The 19716-nt window shown below is 70.2% G+C and carries 18 protein-coding genes; 15 read left to right on the forward strand and 3 right to left on the reverse strand.

Annotated elements, in window-relative coordinates; genetic code table 11:
* The first annotated feature begins 109 nt into the window (after positions 1 to 109).
* Positions 110 to 1504 carry an aminotransferase-like domain-containing protein gene (locus ACKUB9_RS08045; protein ID WP_407520812.1) on the forward strand — a complete coding sequence of 465 codons (1395 nt, stop codon included), beginning with the start codon at positions 110 to 112 and terminating at the stop codon, positions 1502 to 1504.
* A gap of 194 nt (positions 1505 to 1698) precedes the next feature.
* Positions 1699 to 2244 (forward strand): NUDIX hydrolase, encoded by a 546-nt coding sequence (locus tag ACKUB9_RS08050; protein ID WP_407520810.1) that lies wholly within the window; start codon positions 1699 to 1701, stop codon positions 2242 to 2244.
* 28 nt (positions 2245 to 2272) lie between these two features.
* Here ACKUB9_RS08050 and ACKUB9_RS08055 read toward each other — a convergent pair whose 3' ends face one another.
* Positions 2273 to 2752 carry a hypothetical protein gene (locus tag ACKUB9_RS08055; protein WP_407520808.1) on the reverse strand — a complete coding sequence of 160 codons (480 nt, stop codon included), beginning with the start codon at positions 2750 to 2752 and terminating at the stop codon, positions 2273 to 2275.
* 283 nt (positions 2753 to 3035) lie between these two features.
* Between ACKUB9_RS08055 and ACKUB9_RS08060 the strand changes: the two genes are divergently transcribed.
* The 8 genes from ACKUB9_RS08060 to ACKUB9_RS08095 all read left to right on the forward strand — a co-directional run bounded on the left by ACKUB9_RS08060 (position 3036) and on the right by ACKUB9_RS08095 (position 9889).
* A complete protein-coding gene (locus tag ACKUB9_RS08060; protein ID WP_407520806.1) occupies positions 3036 to 3656 on the forward strand; it encodes a pyridoxamine 5'-phosphate oxidase family protein in 621 nt (206 codons plus the stop codon).
* A gap of 74 nt (positions 3657 to 3730) precedes the next feature.
* A complete protein-coding gene (locus tag ACKUB9_RS08065; RefSeq protein ID WP_407520804.1) occupies positions 3731 to 3913 on the forward strand; it encodes a hypothetical protein in 183 nt (60 codons plus the stop codon).
* Between the two features lie 396 nt (positions 3914 to 4309).
* The gene (locus ACKUB9_RS08070; protein ID WP_407520802.1) at positions 4310 to 5041 is read left to right on the forward strand and encodes a LuxR family transcriptional regulator; all 732 of its coding nucleotides are present in this window, start codon (positions 4310 to 4312) and stop codon (positions 5039 to 5041) included.
* 62 nt (positions 5042 to 5103) lie between these two features.
* Positions 5104 to 5727 (forward strand): acyl-homoserine-lactone synthase, encoded by a 624-nt coding sequence (locus ACKUB9_RS08075; RefSeq protein WP_407520800.1) that lies wholly within the window; start codon positions 5104 to 5106, stop codon positions 5725 to 5727.
* The gene (locus tag ACKUB9_RS08080; protein ID WP_407520798.1) at positions 5724 to 6023 is read left to right on the forward strand and encodes a hypothetical protein; all 300 of its coding nucleotides are present in this window, start codon (positions 5724 to 5726) and stop codon (positions 6021 to 6023) included. Before ACKUB9_RS08075 ends, ACKUB9_RS08080 begins: the two co-directional genes overlap by 4 nt.
* 276 nt (positions 6024 to 6299) lie before the next feature.
* Positions 6300 to 6536, forward strand: coding sequence for a DUF6894 family protein (locus ACKUB9_RS08085; protein WP_407520796.1), 237 nt, complete (start codon positions 6300 to 6302; stop codon positions 6534 to 6536).
* A 543-nt stretch (positions 6537 to 7079) separates the two neighbouring features.
* A complete protein-coding gene (locus ACKUB9_RS08090; protein WP_407520794.1) occupies positions 7080 to 8018 on the forward strand; it encodes a pirin family protein in 939 nt (312 codons plus the stop codon).
* A 104-nt stretch (positions 8019 to 8122) separates the two neighbouring features.
* Positions 8123 to 9889 carry a monovalent cation:proton antiporter-2 (CPA2) family protein gene (locus tag ACKUB9_RS08095; RefSeq protein WP_407520792.1) on the forward strand — a complete coding sequence of 589 codons (1767 nt, stop codon included), beginning with the start codon at positions 8123 to 8125 and terminating at the stop codon, positions 9887 to 9889.
* An 18-nt stretch (positions 9890 to 9907) separates the two neighbouring features.
* On the opposite strand, the gene ACKUB9_RS08100 is transcribed toward ACKUB9_RS08095, so the two are convergent.
* Positions 9908 to 10549 (reverse strand): MarC family protein, encoded by a 642-nt coding sequence (locus tag ACKUB9_RS08100; protein WP_407520790.1) that lies wholly within the window; start codon positions 10547 to 10549, stop codon positions 9908 to 9910.
* A 362-nt stretch (positions 10550 to 10911) separates the two neighbouring features.
* Here ACKUB9_RS08100 and ACKUB9_RS08105 point away from each other — a divergent pair, with 362 nt between their 5' ends.
* The 5 genes from ACKUB9_RS08105 (at position 10912) to ACKUB9_RS08125 (ending at position 18997) form a co-directional block, all read left to right on the forward strand.
* Positions 10912 to 11322: a hypothetical protein gene (locus ACKUB9_RS08105; protein WP_407520788.1), complete on the forward strand. Its 411-nt coding sequence runs from the start codon at positions 10912 to 10914 to the stop codon at positions 11320 to 11322.
* A gap of 117 nt (positions 11323 to 11439) precedes the next feature.
* A complete protein-coding gene (locus tag ACKUB9_RS08110) occupies positions 11440 to 13977 on the forward strand; it encodes a phosphoketolase family protein (RefSeq protein ID WP_490390947.1) in 2538 nt (845 codons plus the stop codon).
* A 186-nt stretch (positions 13978 to 14163) separates the two neighbouring features.
* Entirely contained in the window at positions 14164 to 14889 is a 726-nt protein-coding gene (locus tag ACKUB9_RS08115; protein WP_407520786.1) for an HAD family hydrolase, read from the forward strand.
* Positions 14882 to 17239, forward strand: coding sequence for a glycosyl hydrolase family 65 domain-containing protein (locus ACKUB9_RS08120; RefSeq protein ID WP_407520784.1), 2358 nt, complete (start codon positions 14882 to 14884; stop codon positions 17237 to 17239). Before ACKUB9_RS08115 ends, ACKUB9_RS08120 begins: the two co-directional genes overlap by 8 nt.
* Before the next feature lie 684 nt (positions 17240 to 17923).
* On the forward strand, positions 17924 to 18997 hold the full coding sequence (locus tag ACKUB9_RS08125; RefSeq protein WP_407520782.1) for an AraC family transcriptional regulator: 1074 nt from the start codon (positions 17924 to 17926) through the stop codon (positions 18995 to 18997).
* A 92-nt stretch (positions 18998 to 19089) separates the two neighbouring features.
* Here ACKUB9_RS08125 and ACKUB9_RS08130 read toward each other — a convergent pair whose 3' ends face one another.
* On the reverse strand, positions 19090 to 19512 hold the full coding sequence (locus ACKUB9_RS08130; protein ID WP_407520780.1) for a hypothetical protein: 423 nt from the start codon (positions 19510 to 19512) through the stop codon (positions 19090 to 19092).
* Between the last annotated feature and the right edge of the window lie 204 nt (positions 19513 to 19716).

A 19716-nucleotide genomic window follows, 5' to 3' on the forward strand; every position in this document is an offset into this window, starting at 1 on the left:
CTCGTCCGGGCGTCGTCAGGACCAGCCCGTTGTCCGCACCGTACCGGCGCGGTCGTCGCCCACAAGGAACGCTTTGCGCCAATCCGGGAGTGACCGTACCCTTCACCGGATGGGTACAGTCGCTTCACCGCATCGAGAACCCCGCAGCCGGGTCGAGCAGGTCGCCGCGGATCTGACCGAGCGGATCGAGCGCGGGTTTTTGCGCACGGGCGAGCGCCTGCCCTCGATCCGGACGGCGGCGACCACCTTCGCGGTGTCGAAGAACACCGTCATCAACGCCTACGAGCGCCTCGTCGCTGCGGGGCGGGTGGAGAGCCGGCCGGGCTCGGGCTTCTACGTCTCGGGCCGCCAGCCGGCGCCGGCCGTGACCCCGGGTCCCGCCTCGGTGGAGGCGGTGGACAGCGTCTGGCTGCTGCGCGAGCAGCTGAACCGGCACTACGACGTGCGCATCGGCGACGGGCGCCCGCCCCCGGCCTGGATGGAGGGCTCGGAGGTCGGCCGGCACCTGCGGCCGTCGCGGGGGGCGTCGAGCGAGAGCTACGGCAGCCCGGACGGCTACCTGCCCCTGCGCCAGAGCCTCGCGCTGCTGCTGGCCGAGCGGGCGATCCACGCCCAGCCCTCCGGGGTGCTGCTCACCGCGGGCGCCAACCACGCCCTCGACCTGATCATCCGCCAGCTGGTGGCGCCGGGCGAGCCAGTGCTGGTCGACTCGCCCGGCTACTATCCGCTGTTCGGCAAGCTCAGGCTGGCGAAGGCCCGGATCGTCGGGGTGCGGCGCAACCCGGACGGGCCGGACGTGGCGCACCTCACGGAGGCCGCCGCGGCCAGCGGCGCGCGGCTGTTCTTCACCCACTCGCTCGCCCACAACCCGACCGGCTGCTCGCTCACCCTGCCGGTCGCCCACCGGCTGCTGCAGCGCGCCGCCGCCCTCGACCTGCTGATCGTGGAGAGCGACCCCTTCGCGGACGTGCTGCCCGCCGCGCAGCCGCGGCTCGCCGCCCTCGACCAGCTGGAGCGGGTGATCTACGTCGGCACCTTCGCCAAGACCCTCTCGGCCAGCCTGCGCTGCGGCTTCATCGCGGCGCGCCCGGACCTCGTGGAGGCCCTGCGCGACCTCAAGATGGTGACGAGCGTCAACAGCTCCGGCTTCGTCGAGCGGATCATCCACGACCTGATCGAGAGCGGGCGCTACCGCCGCCACCTGCGCCGCCTCGGCGGACGGATCGAGGCGGCCACGCTCCAGGGCCGGGCGACCCTGCACGATCTCGGGCTGCCGGTCTTCGGCGAGCCGCGCGGGGGCTACTACGTCTGGTGCGGGCTGCCGGAGGCGTGCGACCTCGACGCCCTGTCGCGCCGCGCCGCGGCGCGCAGCATCCTGATCGCCCCAGGTCGGCTCTTCCTGCCCGAGGAGGCGGCCGGTCCGCCGATGATGCGGGTCAACATCGCGTATCTGGGCGATCCGCGCTTCGTCCGCTTCATGCGCGAGGAGACCGGCCGCGGGTGACCGCACGGCGTCGCCCGTCAGTCGGCTGAGCCCCAAGCTCTAAGCCCCAAGCTCTAAGCCCCTTGCCCCGGATGCGCCGGCGCGCCGTTCATGCGAGTCTGGCATCGGTCCGAGCGTGGGCGGGTGACCGCGCCGGGGGAAGGCGCGTCGCCGCGCCCGCGCCCGACAACGGCTCGTCATTGAAGAGAGGCGCCGTGAGCACCGCGAAGACATGGTCGGTCCGAGGGTCGAACCGTCCGCTGGAAAGTCGCTGGATCAGCGTCAGGGCGGATGACTGCGTCACCCCGTCCGGGGCCGTCGTGTCTCCGTTCTACGTCTTCGAGTCGCCCGACTTCGTGAACGTGGTCTGTCTGGATACCGAGGACCACGTCATCCTGGTGCGCCAGTACCGGCACGGCTTCGGCGGCCTGTGCCTCGAACTGCCGGGCGGGTTGGTCGATCCGGGCGAGACCGATCTGCTCGGCGTCGCCGCGCGGGAATTGCAGGAGGAGACCGGCTACAGGGACGGAGACCTGTCCCACGTGACGACGCTGAGCATCGATCCGTCGCGCTACACCAACCGGCAGCATCTGGTGCTCGCCCGCGGCGTCACGCGCGGGCAGCCCAATCCCGACGCGTCGGAGGACATCGAGGTCGTGCGGGTCCCGCGCGAGGAGGCGCGACAGCTCGCCCTCTCGGGCGGCATCACGAACGCCGCCCATGTCGGGATGCTGATGATCGGTCTGTCCTGGGCCGCGTAGCCGCGACGCCGACCGGGCCGCCCTCGCCTCAGGGAGTGTTCGCCTCAGGGGGCTTGGCCTCAGGGGAGTTGGCCTCAGGGGACTTGCCCTCAGGGGACTTGCGCTCGTTCGCCTCCGCGATGCCGGGCGGCTTCGTCTCTGCCTGGCTGCCGCTGTCCCGCTCTTGGCCCCGCTCCTGAGGTCGCTCTTGGCCCGGAGCGCTCCCGATGGGAGTCGTGCCGTCCTGCCGGCGGTCGCTGCCGTCCACCCGGACGGTGTTCCGCGCCAGCCCGTGCTCGATGTCGGCGCCCTGGGTGGCCAAGCTGCGCTCCACATCCTGCTTTGTCGCGCCCGTGCCCTTGTTCCCACCGAGATAGCCTGAACGCTCGGCGTCGCGCGCGACCGGCACGGGGGCGGGCGGCTTTAGCGGAACGGCCGACCATGCCTCCTCGGGAACGCGCTGGCGAACGTAGAGCGCCAGCAGCGCGGGCATCGCGATACCCAAGAGCAGGAAGAGGATGAAGCCCATCGTCGGCACTCCTGAACGAAGCGTCCACACCACGACAACAAACGATCGGAACGACGCCCCGTTCCGAAGTCCCGGGAGGTGAGACCTGTGCGGCAAAGCTGATATGGAGCAATAGTTCGGCCCCGCCCTCGTCGGCGATGACTGTGGTGGAGGGCAAGGCCGAGGGTGCACGGCCCGTCTGCCGATCGCGGCCGAGCCTCCGGGCCTTCCCAGCCCTGGGCAGGCCGTCCGGCGACCGGTATCAGCGGCTCGGCAGAGGCGGGGCACGGGGGAGATTCGCACGATGGCGATCGTCCGGACGGCGGAAGAGCTGGAGCGGATCTACGGCGCGTTCGGCGCGGTCGGCGAGGCGTCGACCGCGAAGGTCGCCGATCACATCACGCCGCACTACCGGCGCTTCATCGAGGCGGCCCCGTTCCTCGCCCTGGCGACATCCGGCCCCGAAGGCCTGGATTGCTCCCCGCGCGGCGATGTCCCGGGCTTCGTGCGCGTCGCCGATCCCCGGACGCTGCTGCTGCCGGACCGGCGGGGCAACAACCGGATCGACAGCCTGCGCAACATCGTGCGGGACCCGCGCGTCGGGCTGATGTTCCTGATCCCGGGAATCGGCAACGCCATGCGGGTGAACGGCCGGGCCGTCATCGAGGACGACCCGGCGTTGCGCGAGAGCTTCGCGGTCGAGGGCAAGGCGCCGCGCACCGTGGTGGTGATCGCGGTCGGCGAGGTCTACTTCCAGTGCGCCCGCGCGCTGATCCGCTCCGGCCTGTGGCGAGCCGACGCCCAGGTCGATCCCCGGACCTTGCCGACCCCCGGGCAGATCCTGGCCGAGATGAGCCAGGGTCGCGTCGGCGGCGAGGCCTACGACCGGGCCTGGGCCGACCGGGCGAGGCAAACCATGTGGTGACGCCCGATCCGGGTCCTGGCACGATCGGCGCCGGCCGTTAGATCAGGGGGGCTGATCGTGACGGGGAGGCGCCGATGTACGTCGAGGGAGGCTGGAAGCCGGCCTGGGAGCCGCCGCCCCGCGAGCCGCGCCTCACGAAGCGCCAGGAGCGGGTTTTTCTCTGGCTCATCGTCGTGAACGTGGTGCTCCTTTTCGTCGCGCCCATCGGCGGCACCACCATCATCCATGCGGTTCTCGCGCTGCTGAGGCAGGGTTAGGATCGACCGTCGATCGGCTCCGGAGCCGATACCTTGGCCGTAACGGGCCGCGATCCGCGCCTTGGGCCAGGTTCCGCGCCGCGCGGATCGTCACGCGCCAGTCGCTCGCGGCCTCCGGCGGGTGCACCTCGGTCGAAGGACTGCGTGATGCCTCCCCTGGACTTGCGTCGCACCGCAGTTCGACCTTCCGGATCAGGACCAGGCGGCGTCGAGCCATGGTCGAGCGACGCGCTGATCTGGATCGCGCCGCGCCGGCCCGCTCTTGGACCGAGCCGGACATGAGATCGTGCCCCGGTCCACAGGCCCGTCCCGCCGATCCACCGCGCCGCCCGAGATCGCTTTCCTTCCACCTCCCGCTGTTGCAATCTTACGTTGATCGTGGGGTGACGAAATACGATGAGCCGCAAAACTCTCGACCTGACGCTCGCCTATCTGCGCTCGCTTGACCGTACCGCGAGCGCGCACGACGTGGCTGCATTGCTGCGCACGGTCCTTGATCGCTACGGCGTCGAGCACATGCTCGCGGGCACGATCCCCGACCCCGGCACGCCGCCCGGGCGGCAATACGGGCACGCGCTCCTCGACGGGATGCCGACCGAGTGGATCAGGCGCTACGCCCTGCGCGGCTACCTCTACCGGGACGCCACGGTGCGGCACATGGCGCTCTCGCAGGAGCCCTTCACGTGGAGCGCCATCGCCGGGCGGTACAAGGACGACCCGATCTCGGTGCGCGTCATGCAGGAGGCGGGCGAGTTCGGGATCCGGGCCGGCATCACCATCCCGCTCCTGACCCTCGACGCGAAGCTGGCGGGCGCGAGTTTTTCCGGCCGGCACATGGACGTGCCGCCCGAGGAGATCGGCACCCTGCACCTCATCGCGACCTACGCCTTCGCGCACCTGCTCCTCCTGCAGGGGACGGAGGGCAAGGCGCCGATCCGGCTCACTCCCCGCGAGCGCGAGGTGCTGCAATGGGCCGCCGACGGGAAGACCGCCTGGGAGATCGGTGAGATCCTCGGCATCTCCCAGAAGGGCGTCGAGCATCACCTCGGGACCTCGCGCCGCAAGCTGGGCGCCCATAACGGCGTCCAGACCGTCGCCACGGCCCTGCGGATGGGGCTCATCGCCTAGGAAAATCCCTAGTACCTGCGCGCCACGCGGTATGGATCATGCTCCGACAACGGAGCTAGCAGATGATCCATATCGTCGATGCCGCCAACATGAACCAATACCGCCGCGAAATGGAGGAAGTATGGCACCTGCGCCATAAGGTGTTCGTCGAAGAGAAGGGTTGGACAGAGCTGGCGAAGCCGGACGGCCGAGAAATGGACCAGTTCGACACGCCGGAGGCCGTGCATCTCTTGGCGATGGAAGGCGGCAAGGTCATCGGGTACAGCCGTCTTCTTCCCACGATACGGCCACATCTTCTGTCCGAGGTCTTCCCGCATCTGTGCGAGGGCGACCTGCCGCGGGGGCCGCGGATCTGGGAATGGACGCGCCAAGCGGTCGCGCCGGCCCATCGGGCGCGCGGCACGTCCCGGCTCGTCACGGTGCGGCTGATGGCCGGCATCGTCGAATGGGGCATGGCGAACGGCGTCACGAGCCTCGTGACCATGATGCCCCTGCTGTACCTGCTGCCATTTCTCGACACGCATTTCCGCGCCGTACCGCTCGGCCTTCCCACGGTGATCGATGGGGAGCGCACCATCGCGGTGCGGGCCGAATTCGACATGCGCACCCTCAAGCGTCTGAGGTCGATGCGCGGAGACGCCACCCCGGTGCTGGCGACACCACAGGTTTCGGAGTACGCCGCATGACCCACCTTGCCAATCAACCACCGTCGATCGACACCGTCGCGGATGTCCTGCCGCCGATCGTCAAGGGCATGACGGAGATCTCCCGCAGCCTCGACGTGCTGGTGGAGATCGCCCTCCAGGCGACGAACCTGCCGGAGGAGACCGCCGACGCCCTCGCCGATCTCGGCGACAGCCTCAGCAAGCACGGCGACCGGCTCATGGCCGCCGCCATCGAACGCCGCAGCACGGGGCCCGGATCGATCCTTCTGCTGAAGGGACCGGGTCACCTCGTGAAGGAGCGGCGGAGCCGGCCCTGAGGGGTCCGGTGCGCGCGATCGATCGCGCGCACCGGCTCTCCGGCGCTCGTCCTCGAACCCACGCTTCGCGGCACGACGCGGTCCCGACGAGGGGAGGGCGCACGGCACGCCGTGCCCTTCCCGCGCAGGACGTGCGCCGACGCGGCGGTGGGATCGGGGCGAAGTCAGGATCTGCTCTCGAGGGACGGGCCCGGCGCGCCTGTCTGTCGATCTGGCCCCCGTCGACGCACGCCGATGTCGCATGAGGGTTTCGAGCCGGATGGATGCGGAGGTCACATGTACCAGCGCTACTTTTTCGATCTCACCGATGGGCTCACCACCATCCGCGACGATCGGGGCGTCGAGGTGTACGGCCTGAGCATGGCCGTGCTCTACGCCAGGGAGGCCGTCGAGGAGATGCGCCAGAGCGGCGAACTGATCCAGTTCGGCGACGATTGGCAGTTCCTGGTTCGCACCGACGACGGAACGGTGCTGGCGACCGTGGACGTCTCCGGCGTGTACAGCCTCAACTGACGCGCCTGATCCGTACGGACCGCGCCGTGCGACGCGTTCGACCGCCGCGAGCGGCGCGGGCGCCCCTGCCGGATCGTCGAGCCCGACCCTCGCCTGGCCGGCCCGCTCCTGCCGCCCCGCGGCGAGCGTCGCGCCGCCCGCCCGGTCGCCGCCTCCGCGTGCAGGCCACGTCGGCGTGGCGAGCCCGCCCCGGGCCGTTCGCGCCTGGAAGAGCGATGCGACGGCGCCGTGACCGGCGCGGGCCTGCGGCCGAGCACGCGGCCGAACTCTCCCTCCTGCCGCAGGCCACCAAGGCGCAGCCGCCGAGGGTTCGCGACCGGCCAACGCCGCGCTTGCGGGTTGCCGTTGCGCCCCACTCCCTCTAGCAGTCGAGCTCCCGCCGGCGGGACGTCGCATCGTAGGCGGCAGATTCGGAAACGATGCATTTCGTTCGTTTCCATTCTCACGCCCGCCGACCGGCGTCAGAGTACCCCCGATCGGCGCATCGCGGTGGGCGCGGCGCCTCCCCGGCGGCCGACCTCGGTCGGATCAGGAGCAACGGCAATGAGCTGGCACAGTGCGGAAGACCCGATCCCGGGCGACCGATTCTCCTGCGACGCGATCCGGACCCTGATCGTCCCGCGCTCGCGCGACCTGGGCTCGTTCGCGGTGCGGCGGGCGCTGCCCTCCGCCGAGTGCCGGATGGTCGGTCCGTTCATCTTCTTCGATCAGATGGGCCCGTCCGAGTTCCTGCTCGGCCAGGGCATGGACGTGCGGCCCCACCCGCATATCGGCCTGTCGACCGTCACCTACCTGTTCGAGGGCGAGATCATGCACCGGGACAGCCTCGGGACGGAGCTGCCGATCCGCCCGGGCGAGCTGAACTGGATGACCGCCGGGCGCGGCATCACCCACTCGGAGCGCACGGGAAGCGACCTCCGGCAGACCGGCTCGACGCTGTTCGGCATCCAGAGCTGGGTCGCCCTGAGCGCCCGGGACGAGGAGACCGCGCCGGCCTTCGAGCATTACGACGCCGCCGCGCTGCCGGTCCTGACCGGCGAGGGCAAGACCGTGCGCCTGATCGCCGGGGAGGCCTTCGGGGCGCGCTCGCCGGTGCGGACGTCGAGCCCGATGGTCTATGCCGACGTGTCGCTGCAGGCCGGTGCGGTCCTGCCCCTCGATCCGACCTACGACGAGCGCGCGATCTACACGGTGGCGGGCGCGATCGAGATCGCGGGGGACGGCTTCGGACCCGGCCAGCTCCTGGTCTTCCGGCCCGGCGACCGCATCAGCGTGCGCGCCCGCGACGAGGCCCGCTTCATGGTGCTCGGCGGCGAGCCGATGGACGGGCCACGCCACCTGTGGTGGAACTTCGTCTCCTCCCGGCCGGAGCGCATCGCCCAGGCCAAGGAGGATTGGCGCCAGGGCCGCTTCGACAGCGTGCCGGGGGAATCCGAGTTCATCCCGCTGCCCGACGCTCCGCCGCCGGTGCGCTATCCCTGAAACGGGCCGCACGGCTCCACCGCGCGGCCGCGCCACCGCCGGCCCGCAATTTGTCCCGCGCGCCGGTCCGGCCGCGCGCGTAGCGATCGAGGTGAGATCAGGCCATGGCTGCAGAAGCGTCCGGAGCGGCGAGTGAGCTCGTCCAGGTCGTCGCCCTCCTGGCGGCGGGCGTCGTCGCGGTGCCGCTGTTCAAGCGCCTCGGGCTCGGCTCGGTGCTCGGCTACCTCGTGGCGGGGCTGATCATCGGGCCCTTCGGCCTGCGCCTGTTCTCGGATGCCCACGCGATCCTCCACGTCGCGGAACTCGGCGTGGTGATGTTCCTCTTCATCATCGGCCTGGAGATGGAGCCGTCCCGGCTCTGGGGCATGCGGCGCGAGATCTTCGGGCTCGGCCTCGTGCAGGTGGGCGGCTGCATCGGCGCCCTGACGCTCGTGGGCGTCGCGATGGGGTTCTCCCTCACGGTCGCCTTCGTGGCCGGCACCGGCTTCGTGCTGACCTCCACCGCGATCGTCATGCAGGTGCTGGAGGAGCGCGGCACGCTCTCGACCCCGAAGGGCCAGCGCATCGTCGCGATCCTGCTCCTGGAAGACCTCGCGATCGTGCCGCTCCTGGCGGTCGTCGCGGTCCTGGCGCCCGGCGGGGGCGAGACGAGCGGCGCGGAGCGGGCCATCGCCATCGCGATCGCGCTCGGGTCCGTCGCGGCCCTGATCGCCGCCGGCCGGTGGCTGCTCAATCCGCTCTTCCGGCTGCTCGCCGCCGCCAAGGCGCGGGAGGTGATGACCGCAGCGGCGCTGCTGGTGGTGCTCGGCTCGGCGCTCGCCATGCAGTTCGGCGGCCTCTCGATGGCGATGGGCGCCTTCCTGGCGGGCGTCCTGCTCTCCGAGTCGAGCTTCCGCCACCAGCTGGAGGCCGACATCGAGCCCTTCCGCGGCATCCTGCTCGGCCTGTTCTTCCTGGGGGTCGGGATGTCCCTCGATCTGGCGGTGATCGGCGCGAACTGGCACCTGATCCTGGCGAGCGTCGCCGCCTACATGGTCGTCAAGAGCCTCATCATCTACGGGGTGGCGCGGGCGTTGCGGGCCTCGAACGCCGAGGCCGTGGAGCGGGCGGCCCTGATGGCCCAGGGCGGCGAGTTCGCCTTCGTGCTCTACGCCGCCGCGACGAGCACGGGGATCATCGACGGCACCACCAACGCGGTGCTGACCGCCACCGTCATCTTGTCGATGGTCATGACGCCCCTGATGGTGATCGCCTTCGACCGCCTCGGACCCAAACCGTCGGTCTCGACGGAAGGGCTCGCGGTGCCGGAAAACCTCGTCGGCAGCGCGCTGATCATCGGGTTCGGCCGCTTCGGCCAGATCGTCAGCCAACCCCTGATCTCGCGCGGGTGCTCCGTCTCGATCATCGACACCAACCCGACCAACATCCGCCTCGCGGAGGGGTTCGGCTTCAAGGTCTATTACGGGGACGGCACCCGGCTCGACATCCTGCACGCGGCCGGGGCCGCGACCGCGCGGGCGATCCTGATCTGCGTCGACGATCGCGAGATGGCCAAGCGCATCGCCGAGATCGCCAAGGCGGATTTTCCGCTGGTGCCGGTTCTCGCCCGCGCCCGGGACCGGGAGCACGCGGTCGACCTCATCCAGGCGGGCGTCGCGTTCCAGATCCGCGAGACGGTGGAATCGGCGCTCGTCCTCGGCGAACAGGCGCTCCTCACGATCGGCGACGATCCGACGGCCGCGAGCGAGGTGATGGCCGAGGTGCGCCGCCGCGACGCCGAGCGCCTCGACCTGCAGATCGTCGGCGGCATCTATGCCGGGCGCGAACTGATCCGCGGCAACGCGGCGACCACCGCGCACGAGGTCGGCTGAGGGCCACGGCCAGCCCCTTCAGCGGGCGATGCCGGGAAAGAGCGCGCGCAGGCTCGTTGCCATCATCTCGACCGCCACCGCCGCCAGGATCATACCCATCAGGCGGCGGGTGATCGCGGTGGCGGTCGAGGACAGGTGGCTCCCGATGAACGGCGCCGACAGGAGGGCGCCGGTCAGGAGCACCAGGAAGGCGCCCACGCCCGCGGCCAGCTCGACGGACTTGCCCGCAATCCGCGCCGTCTCGCCGAAGATGATCAGCGTCGCGATGGTGCCGGGGCCGACCAGCAGCGGCACCGTCAGGGGGTAGATCGCGACCTCGGCGGGATCGAGGTCGTGCGCCGCCTCCGACGGGGTGGCCGCATGGGCCCGATTCGCCGAGCCCTGGACCATCGAGAGGGCGATCAGCAGGACGAGGAGGCCTCCGGCCAAGCGGAAGTCGTCCACCGAGAGGCCGAACGCATCGAGGATCGGTCGTCCGGCCAGGACCGCCAGGAGGCAGCCGATCGTCGTTCCGGCCGCCGCGATGAGCGCCACGCGGCGCTGGACGGCGGCCGAGGCTCCTTCGGTCAGCGACAGAAAGACCGGAACGTTCGCGATCGGGTTCATGATCGCGAAGAGGGCGGCGAACACCTTGGTGGCGAAAGCCAGATCGAGGGACATCGTGCGTCCATCCCATCCGCTGCAGGCCCATCGCTGCGCGGCCTGCGCGAACAGGCCCGGCGAGACAGCCTGGGATTGATGGTGTTTTCTGGGCGCACCACCAGGCGCGGGCGAGAGCTGCGTTCCCCACGGTCATCGTCGCGCCTGCGGTCACGCTGGATCTGACGTGTCGGGATATCGCGTCGCAAAAGATCTGGCTCGGCGGCGGATGTCCTTTTCGATCAAGCGGCGGGTCGAGCTTTAAATATTATAACGTCTGCATTTGTTGGTGCGCTCACGGCGTCGGCGATCGATACTGACGCTGAAACGGCTTCGCCGTGCGCTGCTCGCCTCACCACAACACCATCAATGGAGGCAGACCTATGAAGCGCCTGATCCTCGGACTGGCGGCGATGGCCGCCCTGATCCTGACCAGCGTGGCGGCGGATGCCCGCGGCTTCCGCGGCGGCGGCGGTGGGTTCCGCGGCGGCGGCGGGTTCCACGGCGGGGGCTTCCGGGGCGGCGGGTTCCATGGCGGCGGGTTCCGTGGTGGCGGCTATCGCGGCGTCGTGGGCGGCGGCTACCGGGGTGGCTACCGCGGCGGGTACGGCCGCTACGGATACGGGTACGGCCGGTACGGCCGCTACGGGTACGGCTACCGTCCCGGCTACGGACTGGCCGCGGCCGGTGTCGGGGCCGCCGCGGCGGCGGCCGGCTACTACGGCGCGACCTACGGCCGGTGCGGTCCCTACGCCTATTTCGACAGCTATTCCGGCGTGTGCCGCTCCTACTGAGCGACGCTCCGGCGCGACGACAGCGTCGCGCCTCGGCTCGGCGTGAGGGCGGCGGGGCCGCATCGACGGCCCGGCCCGCCCTCCGATGAGGCGTAAGGCTCCAGCGGAGACCCCACGATGACGGCACCCGGACCCTCCCGGCGCCGCGGCGCCGAGGCGCGCCGCAGTACGGCCGCCCCACCCACCGTCACCGCCGCCCGATCGCGCAAGGATCGAACGGCCGCGGAGCGATCGGCCGAGGGTGGGTCGACGAAGGACGCGGCGTCGGGCACCGAACTGAGCCTGATGGACGCCTATTGGCGGGCCGCCAACTACCTGTCGGTCGGCCAGATCTACCTGTACGACAATCCCCTGCTGAAGGAGACCCTGAGCAAGGAGCACATCAAGCCGCGCCTGCTCGGCCACTGGGGCACCACCCCCGGACTGAACTTCATCTACGTGCACCTGAACCGGCTGATCCGGAAGCACGACCTGAGCATGATCTACATCACCGGCCCCGGTCACGGCGGGCCCGGCCTGATCGCGAACGCCTATCTCGAAGGCACCTACAGCGAGGTCTACCCGAACATCTCCCGCGATACCGCGGGCATGAAGCGGCTGTTCAAGCAGTTCTCGTTCCCGGGCGGCGTGCCGAGCCACGTGGCCCCGGAGACGCCGGGCTCCATGCACGAGGGGGGCGAACTCGGCTACGCGCTCTCGCACGCCTACGGGGCCGCCTTCGACAATCCCGACCTGATCGTCACCTGCGTGGTCGGCGACGGCGAGGCCGAGACCGGGCCGCTGGCGACGAGCTGGCACTCGAACAAGTTCCTCAACCCGGTGACCGACGGGACGGTGCTGCCGATCCTGCACCTCAACGGCTACAAGATCGCCAATCCGACGGTGCTGGCCCGGATCAGCCACGAGGAACTCGACAGCCTGTTTCGCGGCTACGGCTACACGCCCCACTTCGTCGAGGGCGACGACCCGGCCGCGATGCACCGGCTGATGGCCTCGACGCTCGACACGGTGCACGCCGAGATCCAGCGCATCCGCACCGACGCGCGCCGCAACGGGTTCACGGAACGCCCGCGCTGGCCGATGATCGTCCTGCGGACCCCCAAGGGCTGGACCTGCCCCAAGGAGGTCGACGGCAAGCGCACCGAGGATTACTGGCGCTCGCACCAAGTGCCGATGGGCGAGATGCACGCCAACGCCGCCCACGTGCGCATCCTCGCGGAGTGGATGCAGTCCTACCGGCCGGACGAGCTGTTCGACGAGACCGGCCGGCTGCGGCCCGCACTCGCCGAGATCGCCCCGCAGGGCGAGCGCCGCATGAGCGCCAACCCGCACACCAACGGCGGCGCGGTGCTCCGCGACCTGCGCCTGCCGGACTTCCGCGACTACGCGGTGGAGGTGTCGGCGCCCGGTGCGGCCGTGGCGGAATCCACCCGCCAGATGGGCCGCTTCCTGCGCGACGTGATGGCGCTCAACGCCGAGGCGCGGAATTTCCGGCTGTTCAGCCCCGACGAAAACAACTCGAACCGCTGGCAGGACGCGCTGGAGGTGACCAACCGCGCCTGGGTCGCCGAGACGCTGCCCTGGGACGACCACCTCGCCCCCGACGGCCGCGTGATGGAGATGCTGAGCGAGCACCAGTGCCAGGGCTGGCTGGAGGGCTACCTGCTCACCGGCCGTCACGGCTTCTTCTCGTGCTACGAGGCATTCATCCACATCATCGACTCGATGTTCAACCAGCACGCCAAGTGGCTGAAGGTCTGCAATCACATCCCCTGGCGCCGGCCGATCGGGTCGCTGAACTACCTGCTGTCGAGCCACGTCTGGCGCCAGGACCACAACGGCTTCAGCCACCAGGATCCCGGCTTCATCGACCACGTCGTGAACAAGAAGGCCGAGGTCGTCCGCGTCTACCTGCCGCCGGACGCCAATTGCCTCCTGTCCGTGACCGACCATTGCCTGCGCAGCCGCAACTACGTGAACGTCGTGGTGGCCGGCAAGCAGCCCGCCCCCCAGTGGCTGACCATGGATCAGGCGGTCAAGCACTGCACGGCGGGGCTCGGCATCTGGGAATGGGCGAGCAACGACCGCGGCGGCGTGCCGGACGTGGTGATGGCCTGCTGCGGCGACGTGCCGACGCTGGAAACCCTCGCGGCCGTCGACCTGCTGCGCCGATACGCGCCGGACGTGAAGGTGCGCGTGGTCAACATCGTCAACCTGATGAAGCTGCAGCCCGACACGGAGCATCCGCACGGGTTGTCGGACCTCGACTTCGACGCCCTGTTCACCACGGACAAGCCGGTGATCTTCGCCTTCCACGGCTATCCCTGGCTCATCCACCGGCTGACCTACCGCCGCACCGGCCACGCCAACTTCCACGTGCGCGGCTACAAGGAAGAGGGCACGACCAGCACGCCGTTCGACATGTGCGTGATGAACGAGATCGACCGTTTCCACCTCGTCAGCGACGTGATCGACCGCGTGCCGGGCCTCGCGACGCGGGCCGCCTACGCCAAGCAGGCGATCCGCGACAAGCTGATCGACCACAAGGAGTACATCTCCCGTCACGGCGACGACATGCCGGAGGTCTCGGGCTGGGCGTGGGGCCGCAACGCGGTCGCTCCCGGCGGCACCTCGACGGAGGGCGACAACCTCTGAGCAGCGGACGCCGCGTCGGCGGCGGGAATGACGCAAGGACGCGGTCGGCGGACCGGCCCTCGGGGGATCCGCCGAGGCGGAGCCGCGCCGGCACATGGGTCTGACGCAGGTCTTCGGACGACGCGCCGCCGGCCGCCGCCCGGATGCCTGCCTTCGGGAGGGACGCGCCCGGGCGCGTCGGCGGCCATGACACGGGTTCTGCGCGCGGCGATCTTCGATGTGGATGGCGTGCTGGTGGATTCGCCCCACGAGCGGGCGTGGCGCGAGGCGCTCGCCGGGTTCGCCGATCCGGCGGGCTTCACCACGGACTTCTACCAGACCCACGTCGCGGGCAAGCGGCGCGCCGAGGGGGCCCGGGCGGTGCTGGAGCGCCTCGGCGGCGAGGGGGCGGCCGATCACGCCGCCGCCTATGCCGAGCGGAAGCAGGCGCTGATCGACCGGCTGATCGCCGAGGGCAGCTTCGTCGCCTTCCCGGACGCGATCCGCCTCGCGGTCGCGCTGAAGGAGGCGGGACTGCCCATGGCGCTCGCTTCCTCGTCGAAGAACGCCGACGCGATGCTGGCCCGCGTGAGCCTGCCGGATGGCGGGACGCTGCTGTCGCTGTTCGACGCCGACCTGAGCGGCCGAGACGTGCCGCGCGGCAAGCCCGATCCGGCCCTCTTCCTGCTCGCCGCCGAGGCCGTGGGCGTGCCGCCGGCGCAGTGCGTGGTCGTCGAGGACGCGCCGGCGGGGATCACCGCCGCGCGGGCGGGCGGTATGGCCTCGCTCGGGATCGCCCGGCTCGGCGACGCGGCGCTGCTGCGGGCGGCGGGCGCCGACCTCGTCGTGACGAGCCTCGATGAACTCGACGTGGCCGCCCTGGGCGGCGGCGTGCTGCGGGCGCGGGCCGGCGCGGAGACCGCCCATGCGTGAGGCGCTGCACCCGACCATGGATCCCGGCTGGACCCTCACGCATGAGGGCTACAGCGTGACGACCGAGAGCGCCGTCGAATCCCGCTTCGCCTTCGGCAACGGGTTCCTCGGCATGCGGGCCGCCCGCTCGGTGAGCCGGGGGCCGACCTGGGCCAGCTGGCTCGGCTACATCCGCTGGGCCTCCTGGCCGCGCTGCTACGTCGCCGGCCTGTTCGACATGCCCAACACCGAGCCGCCGGTGCCCGCGCTGGTGCCGGTGGCGGACTGGTCGCGGGTGCGCATCATCCTCGACGGCGCGCCGCTGGCGGCGCGAGAGGGCGCGCTGGTGCACGGGACGCGCACGCTCGACATGCGGCGCGGCGTGCTCCTCGCCGACTGGGCGCACCGGATGCCGTCGGGCGTGACCTTCACCGGCCAGGAACTCCGCCTCCTGTCCCTGGCCGACCGTGCCGTCGGGCTGCAGCTCCTGCGCTTCGCCCTCGATCGCGACGGGGTCGAGGTGCGGCTGGAGGCGAGCTTCGGCCTCGCCGGCCTCGGCATGGAGCCGATGCGGCTGGAGCGCGACCTCGCCGCGTGGCGCACGGAGGGCACCGCTAAGGCCGTGGGCATGGCGGGCGCCGCGATGCTGGAGGGCGGCGCGCCCGAGCCGGAGCGGCCCTTTCCGCTGCGCTGGGTCTGGCGCTGGCGCTCGGTGGGCGGGCAGGCGGCGGAATTCGCCCGCCTGGTCGCTGTGGCGCGGGCCGACCGGCCGGAGGAGGACCCCGCGCCTGCCGCCGCGGCGGCGCTGGAGCGCAGCACGGCTCTGGGCTGGCGCGCGGTGCTGGGGGCGCACGAGGCCGCCTGGGCGGAGAGCTGGACGATGGGCGACGTCGTCATCGACGGCGACGACGATCTGCAGCGGGCGCTGCGCTTCGCCGTCTACCACCTGACGAGCGCGGCCAACCCCGATGACGAGCGCGTGTCGATCGGCGCGCGCGGGCTCACCGGCGACGCCTATTTCGGCCACGTCTTCTGGGACACCGAGATCTACCTGCTGCCGTTCTACACCGCGGTCTGGCCGGAGGCGGCGCGGGCGCTGCTGATGTACCGCGTCCACACGCTGCCCGGCGCGCGCGAGAAGGCCGCGCGCCTGGGCTACCGCGGCGCGCTCTACCCGTGGGAATCGGCCGATACCGGCGCCGAGACCACGCCCGAGTCGGTGCTCGGCCCCAACGGCACCCCCGTCGAGATCCTGACCGGCCGGATGGAGCACCACATCAGCGCCGATGTCGCCTACGCGGTCTGGCACTACTGGCGCGCCACCGGCGACGACACGTTCTTCCTGCAGGGCGGCGCCGAGATCCTGCTGGAGACGGCCCGGTTCTGGGTCTCCCGTGCGGTGCCCGAGGCCGATGGCCGGCGGCACATCCGGCACGTGATCGGGCCGGACGAGTACCACGAGGACGTGGACGACAACGCCTTCACCAACGTGATGGCCCGCTGGACCATCGCCCGCGGCCTGGAGACCGCGGAGATCCTGCAGGCGCGCTGGCCCGAGCAGGCGACCGCGCTCCGAGCCTCCCTCGCGCTCGGCGACGACGAACTCGCGCAGTGGCGGGACGCGATCGACCGGATCGTCGACGGGTTCGACCCCGAGACGGGGCTGTACGAGCAGTTCGCGGGCTTCCACACCCTCGCCGAGCTCGATGTGTCCGACTACGCCGACCACGCGCTCCCCATCGACGTCGTCATCGGCCGCGAGCGGACGCAGGGCTCGCAGGTGGTCAAGCAGGCCGACGTGGTGGCGCTGATCGCGCTCCTGCCGGAAAAATTTTCCGGCGGGCGCGCCGAGATCAATTTTCGCCATTACGAGCCGCGCTGCGCCCACGGCAGCTCGCTCAGCGCGGCCATGCACGCCCTCGTGGCGGCGCGCCTGGGGCAGACCGAGCTGGCCCTGCGCTACATGCACGAGACCGCCGCCCTCGACCTCGACCCGGACCCGAACAGCGCGGGGGGCGTGCGCATCGCCGGGCTCGGCGGGTTGTGGCAGGCGGTGGTGCGCGGCTTCGGCGGCCTGACCCTCACCGATGAGCGCGTCGAGATCGACCCGCACTTGCCGCCGCACTGGCGGTCGCTGTCGTTCCGGACGCGGTGGCGGGATCGCACGGTGGCGATCCGGATCGCACCGGATGGGGTCGAGGCGGCGCTGCTGACGGGCGAGAGCCTGGAGGTCGCCATCGCCGGCATTCCCGTGACGCTGCGGGCGGGTGCGGCGCAGCGTGTGGATTTTTCGGGGATGGTCCGCGCCACCGGCGACGGCGCCGCACGGCCGACCCGCGCCCCTGAGCGAACCGAGGCCGGAACGGCCTGAGGAGCGCTCCGAGCCTCCAGGCCGCCTGCCGAGCCGGGCCGCCCGGCCGTCCCGCAGCGCGTGGATGCGGTGCGCCCTGCCTGGCATCGATGCGGCCGGCATCCTTCGTTGCGATGTCGCGAGTGTGGAAAATCTACAGATCGGATCAGCTCGCCCAAATTTATCGCTGGATCATATCTAGGTCGCATATGTTTAAATGATAAATTGTGGAGATATGATGGATCGATTGCGTTGATTATTGTGTCTCAGTGCAAATAATTAACCCGATTTGCTAATTTTTACAGCCGATTTTTCCCACTGTATCGATCATAGTCAGAAAAATCTATTTATGTTTCGAAACAATATTTCATAAAAGAGACTTTATGCATCATTTTATCTCGTCTATCGCCGCTCGATGCTCCGACCAAGGCGCAGGGCGATCGGTCCGGATCGATTGGAACCGGGTCATGAAGCCGCTCTCGGGACTGCTGTTACCCCTGCAACAAGGTCATGAGGATGAATTTAGTCGGTTTATTATCAACACAAAATACTGTATGCGAGTATATAGAGGCTAGCGATGAGCCAATTGAATGGGACAGAATTCCGAACCGATTGATGAAAGTTATTCCAAGCGTGGCGAATTCATGATTTAAGCTGTGCCGTTCCGGCGGGGGCACGGGAGGCATGGCTGTGGTCTCTTCCATCTTGCCAGACCAAAGTGTCCCGGCCGCCTCCGAGTCGGGCCGGCCCGAACCGAAGTCGATCGGCTCCTCCCTTCCGCTCGACTTCGTCAACATCCAGGCGGTTCAGGCAATCTGCGAGATCCTGAGCGAATTGGATGTCGATCCGGACGATATTCTCGAACAGGCGGGCGTCCGCACGCAGATGGTCGGCATCGCCGACGCCATCTCGTACGCTTCCCTCGGCCGGCTGACGGCCCTGGCCGCCAGCCAGTCCGGCTGCGCCCATTTCGGCCTCCTCGTCGGTCAGCGCACGACCCTCGCCTCGCTCGGCCTCCTCGGCGCGCTGATGCGGCACTCGCCGACGATCGGCGAGGCCCTGAAAGCCCTGGAGCGTCACTACGGCGTGCTGAACCGCGGCGCGGTGATCAGCCTCGCGACCGCCGGCCTCGACGCGGTCGTGACCTATGCGCCCTACGAGCCAGAAGCGGAGGGGATCGCGCTGCATTGCGAGCGGGCCGTCGCGGCGCTGACCAGCGTGCTGCGCGCCCTCGGCAGCCCGGACTGGTCCCCCTACGAGGTGCTGATGCCGCGCCTGGAGCCGCCCGACACCGCGCCCTACCGGGATTTCTTCCGCGCACCCGTCCGGTTCAATCAGGAGAATGCGGCGCTCGTCTTCCCCGCCCGGCTTCTCAGGCGCCCGATCGCCGGCGCGAACCCGCTCGCGCGGGAGGTCTTGGAGCGGCGCATCCAGCGCCATGAGGCGACCCTGCCGGCCGACATGACGGACGTGATCCGGCGGCGCCTGCGCGCCGCTGCGAACCGCGCACGCATCGACAAGCGGCAGGTCGCCCAGATGCTGGCGATCCACCGGCGAACCCTGAGCCGCCGGCTGAAGGCCGAGGGCACCAGCTTCCGGCTGGTCGCCGACGAGACCCGGTTCGGCATCGCCAAGCAACTGCTGACCGACACCACGATGAGCTTGGCCCAGATCTCGGCTGCGCTGGAATTCTCGGAGCCCGCCGCCTTCACGCGCGCCTTCCGGCGCTGGAGCGGCACCACCCCGAGCGCGTGGCGCCAAGAACGTCGGTCTCGATGAGCGTCGGCCTCAATGAACGTCGGCCTCGATGACGGCCCGGTGCCGCGCGGCGGACCGGATCAGGGGCGATCGAGAGCGGGATGCTCGCCGATTCAGCGGGAGCAGCGCCGATAGCCGACCCCCGTCGTGTCCTGCTCGCTGTAGTAGCGTTTCAGGATGCCGTTCGACGGTGCCATGATCGTCCTGACCTCGTTGGCCGCGACGGCGTTCGCGCAGTCGAGGACGAGCAACTGGCGGTCGCCGGTCGGCCGGACGGCTTTGATCTGGCACGAGGCCCCCGGGGTTCTCAGGCGGCGCCCGGCGATGACGAAGGCCGGCGCGAAGATGTCGATGGGCTTCTTGAACGTGGTGCCCTTGCCGGTGGGAGAATACACCTCTGCGCAGTCGCGCCCCTCCAGCACCCAAGCGCCCTGGTAGGCCGCCAGACCGCCCTCCGTCGCGAGCGCGGCCGATATCCCGGCCGGCGTCAGGAACAGGCCGAGCCCCATCGCGGCCACGAGATGCGCCCCAGCCATGTCCATCTCCTCCAGGCAAGACCTGTGTCAACGATGAGCGTCGGGTTTCATCACCTGTGCCGAACCGGCTGCGGCCGGTTCGATAAGCTCGGAATACTGTATCTCGTGACGTCGCGTGGACCTGCCGCTCCTCGACAGGGTCCACAGGGGCTCAGCCGCAGCGGTGAATACCGTGATGGTCCGATCATCGCTCAAGACGTCTTC

Source organism: Methylobacterium oryzisoli, from assembly GCF_046557895.1.
Taxonomy (GTDB): Bacteria; Pseudomonadota; Alphaproteobacteria; order Rhizobiales; family Beijerinckiaceae; genus Methylobacterium; species Methylobacterium oryzisoli.